Raw genomic sequence first — 12,701 nt, forward strand, 5'->3', positions numbered from 1 at the left:
TCACTCTTTTCCTAAATAAACCCTTTCTTCCCTCATCTTTTTTTGGCATAGGAAGATATAAATCATAAGAAATAGAAAACTCATATACAATAAGAAATATGTCCGTTTTCCAGAAGCAAATACTGTTGGAGAAAAACCAATCATTAGGCGTGTGCAAATTCCTATCGTTAATACTAAGATAGCAAATAAAGACTGTAGCTTATCTGAAAATAAGGCATATAGAACCCCTAGCACACAGATAATTCCTACCATAAAAACAACTACATTATCTAGTAAGAAGATTCCTTGTGAAGCCGCCATATCTGCTCGATGACGATAAGCAAGAACTGAAGCAAACGGAAACCATGTTCCTACAACAGGAATTAGAGGAAGGACTATTAGCAAGGCTAACTTCTTTCTTCCATGATATAGACATATCATAAGTAAAAATAATAGGAAGACTAAAAATGGTAAATTCGCTTCAAAAAATAAGGTATTCATCGTATCAGTGAACCCAAGTTTGATTTTTGTCAATGTCGATAATTCTTTAAATTGAGGGAAAAATCGTTTTATTTCAATGGCTGTTCGAACTTTATTTCCCGGTGAAATAAAAATGTTTACAAAACTTAAAAAAGAAAGGGACAAGGGGATGAGGGCAAATCGAAGCTTAGAATCCTCTTTTTTATAAACTCTAAAAAATACTCCCCAAAGAAATAGGCTCCCTAGTATGACACAAGCGAGCTGTTCCTGATTGGCTGCATAGATTAAACTAAGTAACCCCAATAGATAGAGCCTAATAGAAAATTTTTCTCCTCGGAAGCGTTTGGAAAATAGATAAACTACTATTAAAAAAGCTGCATACGGAAATATATAATTTGTCGTCGTCGCAATCCAACCGGCATCTTTGTAAACCTCTTTAGGTACTATCCACAAAAAGCCAAAAGATAGTAGCAGTGTCCGATAATCTAACTTATGAAGTGGGCTGAATATCATACTTGGAAGAATACTTGCTGTACTGAATGCCAGTGCGACTAAGCATTTCCATAAAACTGGAAACTGAACAAGGATAATTAGAACCACTTCGATTAGAGTCCGAGAGGTCCATTCTTGATAACGTTTTACTGAAAATGCAAATACATCATGATGATAAATATTGCGTATACAATGCAAGAACCAAGCGTCATCATTTTGATAATCAAACTTTATGAGTAAAAAATATAGAAACCAAGTGATGACAATCATTCCCATCACTTGTAGAGATTTCTTATCTAGGCTATTATTTTTCATATTTCCTCCACTAATTTATATTCTTCTCTTTCTTTATGTTACAGTTTAGTAGAAAAAAGAAGGCTTGTCAACGCCTTCTTTTTTCTGATTCTTGGGGTACCTGTGTTTTAGCTGCAAAATATTGATCTAACAAGGTTCGAATAGTTGCATCATTCGTTTCTGAAAGTGGCGCAATAGCAGAATGGTCTGTACTCAAAAGATAAGCATTATCATAAAAAACTGTATCAAATGAGTTATTATTTTCTTTATAGAAGAATAATGATTGCCCCAAGAAGTAATTTGGCTCACTAATATCTAAATAATCGAGCACCGTAGGCGCCATACTGAGAGAATTACGTCCTTCTACATCTCGGTCATAATCCAGGACTCCCTTGTGATAAATAAAAAGTGGCATGCGATCAAGATCTGAATTTGCTCGTTGATAATTAGGGTAGGCTTTGATAAAATCCTTATCTTGGAAGGTAGCATGATCTGCTGTGAAAACCAAGATTGTATTCTCTGACAAACCACTTTCGTCAAATTTCTTGATAAATTCATTGAAATAGTAATCAAAATTGTAGAAACGATCTAACAGATTCAGACTCCCATCTCCAAAACTCTTATCAGCTGTATCAAAACTCATATGAGTACCATATGTATACATGGCTGTAAAAAATGGTTGATTGGATTTACTTTGTTTGGAAATTTTCTTAAAGAGCTCTTCAAATGCTGTCTTATCTGTTAAACTGCCGTTCACACCATCTGCTCGCTTGGTATCGTTGACCAATTCCTGAAATTTCAGATTCTCTAAATAAGTAGTAAATTGTGTATTAGAAGGCTCTGTATTGATAAATGTTGTTTGATAACCTTGATCTGCAAGAATATCCTGCATCGAAATCAAGGTATTCGTATCATAATTGTTCAATTGATATCCAGAATATAACTGTCCAATCAAACCACGATAGGTTGCAAAAGTGTGATTATAGTAATTGGTGAAATTCAATGACTTTTCTTGTAAAGCTTTTAAATGCGGCATCACATTGCGCTCATCATCAATAATATTTTGAGAAAGACCTTCTGCAAAAATCAATACAACATTTGGTTTTTCTGGTAAATTTTTTGGTTTTTCAATTGAAGATTGAATTTCTCTTCGATAAAAGTTTTTTGTCTGATCTGGTTGATCTGCTATAGCCGCAAGCTGCTGCTGATAGACTCTAGCATCTAAACCTAAGCGGTAAACTGCAAAAATAGGGGAGTTGCTATTGCCATACAGAGCAGTCATTGCCAACTCTAACAAGAGTGCTCCTGATAAAATCCAACTCGTCCGCACTACCTTAAAGTTCAAGAGGTGAATAGGTAGGAGAGTAAAAATAAGAAGAGCGACAACTCCCACTCCAATGGGCAGTGCATTTCCTTTTAGTGATTCCAAGGACTCCAAGTTTGTCACCATTACTAGGGTAGTAAAGGAACGTCCAAAAAACATCACTAAATTTTGGGCATTGTAAAGAAAAAGCATAACAACATTGAACAAATAAGCTAGCCATTTTGTCCATTTATGTTTTAATTTTAAGAGAGAATTTGTCAACATTGCAATGATGATCAATTCTATCAAGCCCACAATAAAAAATTTCCTACCTCCATTTGAGGTATAAGCTAAACATAAAAGAACCAGTGAAAAAAGGTACTTACTTAGAGTAATTAGTAACACGGTCCTATTTCCTAAACGTTTCAATATATCTTCCTCCTTATTCGTTTCAAAATATACTTAATCGCCCGAGCTGGCCCTACAAATATGTATTTGAGTGCTCCTTTGATTCCTCCTAGATGGTCAAAGTTAACAAAGGTACTTACTTAGAGCATTAGTAACACGGTTCTATTTCCTAAACATTTCAATGTATCTTCCTCCTTATTCGTTTCAAAATATACTTAATCGCCCGAGCTGGCCCTACAAATATGTATTTGAGTGCTCCTTTGATTCCTCCTAGATGGTCAAAGTTAACATAGGTGTGAGGAAGAGCATCCCCTCTTTCATTGAGCAATTTATTATCAATAAATGCTGTTAGTGGAACTGGATTCGGTACAATTCGGAAATCGTACTGATTTGCCCAACCAATGTAAATCAAGAGGCGTTCAATGGCATGAAGGATCGAATTTTGAGGCAAGGGTTCTGCTGGAACATCCTTATCTGTCAAATCAAGTTCAAACAAAGGCTTCAAAGCATCATACTTAAACCAGACGTAGGTACCATAGGACATGACAAAAGTATGGAGATGATTAAAATCAATTGATTTTTCCAATCTCATTTTTTCCCACAAATCATTCATGGCAGGTGCAATTTGATGTTCGTTGTAGGCATCTACAATTTTATTGTAACGGAAGAAGGTTGGAATATCTGCAATAACCATTCCTAATCCATTCTGATTGATAAGATTTGCTAAAATCATATCTGCTGGCACCACCAACATATCAATCAATTCTTTTCGCCAAGACTCACCTGCCCAAAAATCTGCCTCTTTGGACTTCTTAGTATGGAAATGACCAACAAAATCATAGTCTTGCAAGTGTTCTTTGAGCTTCAACATCGGTAAGACATCACGTCCAATATTACCCGTTACAAAAATTCGTGCTACTTGCTGGTTTATATCCAAGATCGTTTGAATCTCTGCTTCTTTACTAGACACATCTGTCGTAATAAATAAATCGTAATCAAAGTGGAAATGATCAAAAGCATCCAAAAACTCCTGCAATAAATCTACATAAAAGACATGCAAATGAACTGCAATTTTTTGACCTGCAAAATTTGCTTGTGCTGGTTTCAAAAGCTTCCTACCAAGAAGATACTTGAAATCTGGATAGTTAATGTTGGACATATGTTCGACAATCAAATCCACTGGGTAATCCGATGTACGCTCGATTTCATCCAAAATATATGGAGTAATATGTTGATTAGCATCAATGGTTTTAACCTTAATAAAAGGAACTTTATGCTTTAGAATCGCTGTAGGATTATAGTAAGAAAAATCTGGATGCAACATCCCCGTTGTGTCCAAATCAACAGTATCTAAAACAGTTTTATAACGAAAGCCTGCATCTGTCAGAACTGTCGTTACACGTGTTTCGTAGTTGTCGATCACATCCTGAACAGCTGTAAAATTCTGTACCGTCATCCAAAATTCTTGGAAAACTTGTGATTTCAAGACAGGATTTTTAAAAGACAGATAGTAACTTTGAATATGTTCACGGAATTGAGCATTTGCACGGAAATTAGTCATTCCCCAAAAATCTACATCGACATTCTCTTCAAATTGACGGTATACTTCTCCCATATCCCAAAGCGGACCAAAACAAGTGTCATTCATCAGAGTTACAGAGTCATAATCTTGAAGACGATCAAAACCAACAAAGCTCATCCCATCGCGCCAAGCCGCAAAATCAAATCCGACATTCTCTCGACGGAAACAATCATCAATCAAGGATGCCTGCCGCAATTCTTGTTCCAATTTTTCTGAAAAAGAACTATTTGAAATAAAAACAACCTTTGAAAAGAGCGGTCGCATATGTTCTAGTTGATACTTAACGTGCGAACTGAGTGAATGAAATTTATTAAAATGCACGTATAAAAGTAGGCGCTTCATTATTTTCTCCTAAAGAAATTGATAATTTTTGTTGGGATCGTCCAACGGCGAGAATGGATGACAGAATTATAAAGACGAGTAATCTCTTCTAAGTCTGCTTGTTGCTGTTGAGTTACCTCACGAAGTGTCAGTAATTCTTGGATATTTTCAACTTTTTCATGAGTCAAATTGTGGACCAAGAGTTTTTCATTTTCCCAGCCTCTAGCTAGCACTTTTCCAATATAGTCTTCAGAATAAATATCATTCATTTCCGCAACTTCATAGGACAATATAAAATCTTGCCCATACATATCCGTATTGATTTCATAAATCATCTGGGGATCAGGATTCGGAAAGACAATATTCCCACTGAGAAGAAGACCATTCATATAATGAGGCAACAATCTTGTCCCAGAAGATTTCATCTGTAATTTTACGAACGAATAAAAACTAGGTCTCTCAGATAAATCTATCCGAATACGTTGGCAATTATCTGGTAAGTGAATAGCAACCGTACCCTTTTTTTCTAATGGCACCTGAAAGATATTCTCTTGCGTAAAACCATGATGATCACAATCAAAGTAAATCGTTACACGTTCAAATCCTAGTTGTTCCAGTCCTGCAGATTGTTGCGTTAAGGTCAATTCATAGCGGTTATTTCTATCCAATAAAATCCTAAGCATTTCACGATAATCACTACTTGGATACTTGTCTAGATAGTTATTTTGAGTAGCAAGTAATTTATTAAAGCGATTTTCTAATTTTAAGAAATCTTTTGGACGAGAATCTGATCCCTGGTTGACACGATAGGCAACTGTGGCATCTTCTACATAGGATAACTTAGTTTCTTGAAATAGTTCTAATTGTAAGTCAAACGTGTCATCAGCTGTATCCAAATCTATGCGATGATTAACTTCGCGCATTAAGGCTGTTTCAACCAACCAAGTTGAAGGAGCCATAAATCCTCTTGTCGCCAACATGGTTTCAAAACTATGAACCTTTGGCATCTGCCCACTTTCAAAAATAGCTTGTCCAATACTATTTCCAGTCTCATTCACAAAATCAATATCTGTAGAAGACCATTTAGATTCTGGACGCTCTTGCAACACATCAAATTGCTTTTGCAATTTAAAAACATCGATCCAATAATCATCGCCGTCACATCGGGCGATGTAGTCTCCTGAAACCATATCGCAAACTTTTACCCAAGTCCTTGCAATGCCAAGATTCTTTTCATTGTAAAATGCTTTAATTAAATGAGGATATTTTTCTTGATAAGATGCAATGATTTCCCGTGAAGTATCTGTTGAACAATCATCAATCAAAACGATTTCAATAGGAAAGTCTGTTTTTTGGTTCAAAAAACTGTCTATGGTCTGTTGCAACCATGGAGCCTTATTATAAACTGTACAAACAATTGAAACGACAGGCTTCATATCAGCTCTTCCTCACTTATTCTGTAATAGTCCATGTACCATTGCGCTTAATCAAACCTGCTGCCGAGTCTACTGCTGAAAAATCATCTGGATCAATGTCTGTTCTATTCACCATAATTAAAGGAGCATTTTCAGCATTTGCATAGGCTAACATTTCTCGTTCAGCACCTAATATGGTCACCTGTAGCTGCAACTTGATATCATTTACTTGAGCCAAACTACATGAATAATGCAATACTTTATGGCCCTTGCCAGTCGTAGGCCGATCATAGGCATTATCATTGTAAATCCAGATATTCCGATCAATGTCTGTCATTGAAAAGACAGGATGAGTCGCAATATTTTCTAGCACATCATAAGAAATTTCAAACTCGACTAAATCTTTCTGATTTATGCGATTGGGTGACAATAACTTAACTTGAAGATTCTCTACTAAAACTCTAGCATCTTGAGCATGTTCTTCAGTAGTCTCTTGACCTTCTTCATCCGGTTCTTCAAAATGAACAGGATGTGCATTGTCCATACTGTACTGATTGGCTACATCACTTGGGTTCCCCAAAGCTTTTACCAAACCATACTCAATCAAAACGGCCTTGTTACAATATTTCTTAACAGCCCCCATGTCGTGGGTTACCAAAATAGTGGTTTTACCACTTCTTTTACGTTCCATGAAGTAGTCATTACATTTACGCTGGAAGGCTTCATCTCCAACTGCTAAAACTTCATCCAAAATCAAAATATCTCCCTGTGCCTTAATCGCAACAGAGAATGCCAAACGCACCTGCATTCCACTAGAATAATTCTTGAGTTTTTGGTTCATGAAGTCCTTCAACTCAGCAAATTCCACAATGTCATCGTACATGGCATCAACTTCTTCTGTCGTAAAGCCAAGCATGGCTCCATTCATATAAACATTTTCCCGACCGGTCAATTCAGGATTGAAACCGACACCCAATTCAATGAAAGAAACTAACTTCCCATCAATTTCAACAGAACCTTTTTCTGGAACATAAATTTGAGAAATGATTTTTAAAAGGGTTGATTTACCTGAACCGTTTCGACCAACAATCCCAAAAAAATCTCCTTTTTCAACTTCAAAAGAAATATCTTTTAAGACATGCTGCTCGCGGTAACCTTTGATGCCCTTGAAACGGTTAACCATAGCTGTGCGCAAACTATGAGTTTGTTCTGTCGGCAAGCGGAAAAACTTGCTAACATGATCTACTTTTACTGCAATATTTTTGTCCATCATTAAATAATCTCCGCAAATCTCTTAGCATTACGATTGAACACTGTCAAACCAAGGGCAAATACAAGAACTGGAATAATATATGGAATAACAATGTACCACCAGTGATTTGATAATTGCCAAATCGGAATATTCGCACGATCCATTAAAATATAACGTGAATCTTGGATAATCTGCGCTAAGGGATTGAGCATAATCAATTTGGCCGCAACTTCACTGCGTTCTCGCACAAATCCAATAGAATAAATAATCGGTGTCGCATAAAGTCCAGCCTGCATAACTACTTCCCAAATTTGCCCCAAATCTCGAAATTTCACAAACAGTGAGGACAACAAAAGCGCAATACCAAAAGCCAACAAAAAGAGCTCAAGGAAAAGAACTGGGATGAAAATCACACCATTCCAAGCAACATGAACCCCATTGATCGCTGCAAAAATCAAAACGACAACTAGGTTAATCGCAAAGTTAATCATGGCTCCACAAATAGCAGACATCACGATAATATGCTTGGAAAAATTTAGCTTACGGAGTAAGTCCCCACGGCTAACAATCGAAACCATTCCCATGTTGGTTGCCTCTGAAAAGAAAGACCAAATGACATTTCCTAGCAATAAAGCAACTGCAAAATGAGGCACATCGTTCCCCATACGAAGGAAACGAACAAAAACGGTATACATAATCGCAAACATCATAAGTGGCTTCAAAATAGACCACATATAGCCAACAACACTACCTTGGTAGCGCAATTTAAAATCTGTTTTAATCAATTCTTTCAAAAGAATTCGATTTTTCTTGGAAAAAATATCCATGTTTACTCCTTATAAGCAAATTTTGTCAATATCAAAATGGTAAATACAAAAGTATGAAAGGCCTTATTTTTCTTAAAACTATACTTTTTCAATATCCGTACCCGCTCAATCAGTCCTTTGTCCATAATGGTTACATAGGCTTGCACTAAGTCTCGTTTGTCAGGCGTCAAGGGCAGCTGTAAAAGATGACTGGCCTGAAGTTGACTATCTTTTATGAGTTGCCAATACTTAGCAAATAGTAGGTGTGGGCGGATCCAATGTTGCATACGCTTAGATAACGTCCTCGCCCCCAACACATTACTATCATGCTGGCGATAGAGTTCACCTGCTTGATCAATGTAGACTAGTTTGCCAAAAGCTGTGGCTAAAAGAGCTAGGTACCAGTCATGCATCAGAATATTATCTGGACGAGTCCATAATTCTGCCAAAGAATGGTTAATCATCATGGTTCCACCTGTGACGGTATTTTCGGTCAATTCTTGAATGAGACTAGTATTGGCGTGGTAGGATTGACTTCGAATCATGCTCTCTGACAGAACTTCCAGCTCCTGATTGACCACTTTTAAGTCTGTGTAGATAAGCAAGGGCTGGTCAGCAGGATAATGCTCTGCTTCTGCCAAGGTCATGGCCATTTTTTCTGGCAACCAAATATCATCTTGGTCCGAAAAGAAATAGACATCTGCCTTTTCATATTTGAGCAAAGTATAAAAATTCTTGATGACACCAAGATTTGTCCTGTCTTCCGTATTCATAAAGTGAATACGACTGTCCTTTTCAACAAACTCTTGAATAATTTCTGGTGTTCTATCATTAGAGCCATCATCGCGAATTAACAACTTCCAATTCGTGAAGGTCTGGTCTTGAATACTTCGAATCTGCTCTGCTAGAAACCGTTCACCGTTATAGGTGGACATGAGAATAGTAACTTTCATCTTAAAAACAAGTCCTCATATTGGCTGACAATTTTCTCCCACGTGTACTGTTCTTGCATTTGTATTTTAGCTTTCTGTCCCAATTCTACATTTTCAGGAGTTTTGTCAACTTGGTCAATCAAACCTGCTAAGTCGCCAGCTTTTTTTGTCCAATAATGTGCGGTGCTCTGGGCCACTTTCTGGTTAAAATCTACACCTAAAACAAGATTTTCATTGGTCTGAGAAAGAGCTTCAAGCAATCCCGGATTGGTGCCACCGACTTCATGACCGTGCAAGTAAGCACGCGCTTCCTGACGAATATACTTGAGCAAATCTTGGTCATAAACTGTTCCGACAAACTTGATGCGTACATCCTTATCAAAGTTCGTTTCAGCTTTCAATTGGTCAAAATAGACAGAACCATCATGATTGCAGATAATCACCAAATCCCGCTTAGTCTGCGATTTCATAAACTCACGGATAATCGTCGCATAGTTATTTTCAGGAACAAAACGACCAACAATCAAGAAATACTCCTTTTCCGTCATCTTCCATTTATCAAAGAAGGTCCGCACCTTGTAGTCTTGGTAGCTCAAACTAGTCTTCGCTAAATCTGTCCCATAAGCGATAAAGGTGGTCTTAGACCAAGGATAGATCCGACGGATATAATCTTCAATTCCTTCGTTATCAGACACAACCAGGTCTGCATAGCGCGTCATGACTTTTTCAGAATACTTGAGATAGGCTTGTACAGGCTTGGTCCACTTACTCCGCTTCCACTCTAATCCGTCTGGATTGATAAAAAGCTGTCCACCCACCTTGTGGATTTTTCTTGCAAAAGGCGCGATGAAAGCACCGATGGTATTGCCTAAAATGTAAAAAATGGGTTTCTGTATTTGTTGCTGTTTCACCATTTCCAAGGCATAGCTGATAGCCTGCATATCATAAGCAATGACGCGAGCTGGTCCTAGCTTTGGTGGATTAATTGTAAAACAATCCACCCCCTTGTAGTCGCTGTGCACATGATGACTATCGTCTGATAAACAGGCAACATGATAAGTAATATCTTTTGATACTTGGTGGGAAACCAGCTGTTCAACAAAGGTTTCAAAGCCACCATATTTGGCTGGTAATCCACGACTACCAATAATAAATACGTCTTTCATAGTCCTAACTTCTAAAAAGTATAATCAGATTATTATACCATAATCTAGCTTAAATAGACAGAAAAAACAGGCTGACGCCTGTTTGCTTACTTGTCTTGACCTTGTTTGTAGAAGGCTTGCAGAGCTTCTTGCCAAGTTGGAATTTGGAAACCTGTTGCCTTAGCTTTTGCCAAACTCATAGTTGAGTTGAGCGGACGTTTTGCCTTGGCTGGGAATTGGTCTGAAGAAACTGGGTTGACAGTGACAGCCTTATCTTTCAAGATTTCAACTGCAAAATCATACCAGCTAATCCCTTTTTCAGAATCATTTGACAGATGATAATAACCATATTCTTCCTTGTTATCCACCAAGTAGGTCATGAATTCTGCCAAGGTACGAGTCCAAGTTGGGCGACCAAATTGGTCATTGACCACACCCAGTGTGTCGCGAGTTTCTGCCAAGCTTTGCATGGTAAAGACAAAGTTTTTACCGTAGTTTCCGAATACCCATGCTGTACGAACTGTGTAGAATTTTGGTGCGTATTTTTCAACTGCTTCTTCACCCAAACGTTTTGTACGACCGTACTCTGTTTGAGGGTTGGCTGGTTCATCAACTTCCAACTCCAAACCAACTGGCTTTTGTCCTTCAAAGACATAATCCGTTGAGATATAGACCAAGGTTGCATCGTACTTAGCTGCAGCTTTAGCAACATTTTCTGTACCAGTTACGTTAATCTTATAGTTGAGCTCTTTTCCTTCATCTTCAGCTGCATCAACTGCTGTGTAGGCCGCACAGTGGTAAACAATTGTTGGCTTCACTTCTGCAAAGAGAGCATCTACTTTGTCAGCATCCGTAATATCCATTTCTGCTACATCTGCTGCTACATAGTCAATGCCACGCTCATCAAGAAGGTAGCGCATTTCTGTACCAAGTTGACCATTTGCTCCTGTAATTAAAATCATGAATCTTCTCCTTTTACTTGTATCAGTCATCACTCATTATACCAAAAAAGAACAAGGTTTGTGATATTTTAGTCTAGGATTCTTAATTTTGTGACGACCATTCCAGACAGAGCTAACAGAAGAACACCTCCTCCAATCCAGAGGAAACTACTTAATTGAATCGCGTTTGGCATAACAGATATGAGCCAGGTCCCCAGAGGCATAAATAGGATAGCCACTGTAAAAACTGCTGAAAATACTCGTCCCATCAATTCGTTTGAAACTCGCATCTGAATTTGACTCAAAAAATGAATATTAAACATCGTCATAAAAAATTCAGAAAATAAATTTCCACTATAGGTAAGCCAGGTTGGTAGTAAGAGAACCGACGATATTCCTAAAATCATGACTCCAACACCACTCAGTCCAAGACTAATCAGTAAATTGCTCATCTTCCCCTTCATTTTTCCTGAGACAAGAGCAGCCAGTATTGATCCGATTGCTCCTAAAGTCAACAGACTTGCGTATGCCTCTTCTTGCTTATGCAATTGATCTGCAAAAGGAAGTAAATAGGCGAAACCAGCCAATAAAAAATTGACCAAAGCTGCTAGAACCAATAAGAACAAGACTTGTTTTTCCCGATAGATATAGCGCAACCCTTCAAAAATGTCCTCTATTATCCCTCCAACAGTCAATCCTGCCTTAGCTTGAATTTGGTAATGACTTTCTTCTGGTTTGATCGCATAAATCAAGAAAAATGACACTAGAAAACTAATCGCATCCACCAGCAAGGTTACTCGTAAACTAGTAAAATGAATAACCAAGAAGGAAAAGATGGGAGAAGCAACGCCTATCACCTGCAAAACAGTTTCTAGTTGAGCATTGTACCGAATAATCTCACCCTTCTCCACCAGCTCCGTAATATAAGATTTATTGGCAATTCGGGAAAATGAAGTTGAAATCGTGAGTACAATATTGACAATCACTAGAGCATAGAGCATGAGTCTGTCATTTGAAACTAGGGCTGCTAATAGACAGGCTATCGCGCAAAGCAACGAGGTCGTTAACAAAATTTTGCGGCGCTTAAAACGGTCAACAATGGCACCGCTTATAGGATTAAAGAGAATAGATGTGACCGTATCAGACATTTGGTAAAAAGCTAAAAATTGCTGACCAACTGCTCCCATAGAAGCTAGCCAAACACTATTTCCATAGTCATAAAAAATATTCCCGATCTTATTGATGGCACGGCTGGTTAATAATTTAACGATTGTTTTATTCATAAAAAACCTCCTAGATAATAGACAGTATTATAGTCTAAAATATCTAAGAGATTTTATTTTTTGCATAT

General features: G+C 37.6%; 10 protein-coding genes. All 10 read right to left on the reverse strand.

What is annotated here, in order from left to right:
- Positions 1 to 1,266: a DUF6056 family protein gene (locus tag ACHUFA_RS05230; RefSeq protein ID WP_394405099.1), complete on the reverse strand. Its 1,266-nt coding sequence runs from the start codon at positions 1,264 to 1,266 to the stop codon at positions 1 to 3.
- Between the two features lie 67 nt (positions 1,267 to 1,333).
- On the reverse strand, positions 1,334 to 2,863 hold the full coding sequence (locus ACHUFA_RS05235; RefSeq protein ID WP_394405100.1) for an LTA synthase family protein: 1,530 nt from the start codon (positions 2,861 to 2,863) through the stop codon (positions 1,334 to 1,336).
- A gap of 271 nt (positions 2,864 to 3,134) precedes the next feature.
- Positions 3,135 to 4,880: a rhamnan synthesis F family protein gene (locus ACHUFA_RS05240; RefSeq protein ID WP_394405101.1), complete on the reverse strand. Its 1,746-nt coding sequence runs from the start codon at positions 4,878 to 4,880 to the stop codon at positions 3,135 to 3,137.
- Positions 4,880 to 6,295 carry a glycosyltransferase family 2 protein gene (locus tag ACHUFA_RS05245; protein WP_222347890.1) on the reverse strand — a complete coding sequence of 472 codons (1,416 nt, stop codon included), beginning with the start codon at positions 6,293 to 6,295 and terminating at the stop codon, positions 4,880 to 4,882. The genes ACHUFA_RS05240 and ACHUFA_RS05245 overlap by 1 nt, the downstream gene beginning before the upstream one ends.
- A gap of 16 nt (positions 6,296 to 6,311) precedes the next feature.
- Positions 6,312 to 7,547 carry an ABC transporter ATP-binding protein gene (locus ACHUFA_RS05250; protein ID WP_222347892.1) on the reverse strand — a complete coding sequence of 412 codons (1,236 nt, stop codon included), beginning with the start codon at positions 7,545 to 7,547 and terminating at the stop codon, positions 6,312 to 6,314.
- Positions 7,547 to 8,353 carry an ABC transporter permease gene (locus ACHUFA_RS05255; protein ID WP_222347893.1) on the reverse strand — a complete coding sequence of 269 codons (807 nt, stop codon included), beginning with the start codon at positions 8,351 to 8,353 and terminating at the stop codon, positions 7,547 to 7,549. Before ACHUFA_RS05255 ends, ACHUFA_RS05250 begins: the two co-directional genes overlap by 1 nt.
- A 2-nt stretch (positions 8,354 to 8,355) precedes the next feature.
- Positions 8,356 to 9,285, reverse strand: coding sequence for a glycosyltransferase family 2 protein (locus ACHUFA_RS05260; protein WP_222347894.1), 930 nt, complete (start codon positions 9,283 to 9,285; stop codon positions 8,356 to 8,358).
- On the reverse strand, positions 9,282 to 10,430 hold the full coding sequence (gene cps2T, locus ACHUFA_RS05265; RefSeq protein WP_394405102.1) for a beta 1-4 rhamnosyltransferase Cps2T: 1,149 nt from the start codon (positions 10,428 to 10,430) through the stop codon (positions 9,282 to 9,284). Before cps2T ends, ACHUFA_RS05260 begins: the two co-directional genes overlap by 4 nt.
- Before the next feature lie 86 nt (positions 10,431 to 10,516).
- A complete protein-coding gene (gene rfbD, locus ACHUFA_RS05270; protein WP_222347896.1) occupies positions 10,517 to 11,371 on the reverse strand; it encodes a dTDP-4-dehydrorhamnose reductase in 855 nt (284 codons plus the stop codon).
- A 68-nt stretch (positions 11,372 to 11,439) separates the two neighbouring features.
- A complete protein-coding gene (locus ACHUFA_RS05275) occupies positions 11,440 to 12,633 on the reverse strand; it encodes an MFS transporter (protein WP_394405103.1) in 1,194 nt (397 codons plus the stop codon).
- Between the last annotated feature and the right edge of the window lie 68 nt (positions 12,634 to 12,701).

Origin of the sequence: Streptococcus hepaticus (assembly GCF_043656315.1) — a bacterium.
Lineage (GTDB): Bacteria > Bacillota > Bacilli > Lactobacillales > Streptococcaceae > Streptococcus > Streptococcus hepaticus.

Excerpts from the sequence above, each read along its gene's own strand:
- ACHUFA_RS05230 (WP_394405099.1), bottom strand. The coding sequence starts at position 1,266 with ATGAAAAATAATAGCCTAGATAAGAAATCTCTACAAGTGATGGGAATG.
- ACHUFA_RS05240 (WP_394405101.1), bottom strand. The coding sequence starts at position 4,880 with ATGAAGCGCCTACTTTTATACGTGCATTTTAATAAATTTCATTCACTC.
- ACHUFA_RS05245 (WP_222347890.1), bottom strand. The coding sequence starts at position 6,295 with ATGAAGCCTGTCGTTTCAATTGTTTGTACAGTTTATAATAAGGCTCCA.
- ACHUFA_RS05250 (WP_222347892.1), bottom strand. The coding sequence starts at position 7,547 with ATGATGGACAAAAATATTGCAGTAAAAGTAGATCATGTTAGCAAGTTT.
- ACHUFA_RS05255 (WP_222347893.1), bottom strand. The coding sequence starts at position 8,353 with ATGGATATTTTTTCCAAGAAAAATCGAATTCTTTTGAAAGAATTGATT.
- ACHUFA_RS05260 (WP_222347894.1), bottom strand. The coding sequence starts at position 9,285 with ATGAAAGTTACTATTCTCATGTCCACCTATAACGGTGAACGGTTTCTA.
- cps2T (WP_394405102.1), bottom strand. The coding sequence starts at position 10,430 with ATGAAAGACGTATTTATTATTGGTAGTCGTGGATTACCAGCCAAATAT.
- rfbD (WP_222347896.1), bottom strand. The coding sequence starts at position 11,371 with ATGATTTTAATTACAGGAGCAAATGGTCAACTTGGTACAGAAATGCGC.
- ACHUFA_RS05275 (WP_394405103.1), bottom strand. The coding sequence starts at position 12,633 with ATGAATAAAACAATCGTTAAATTATTAACCAGCCGTGCCATCAATAAG.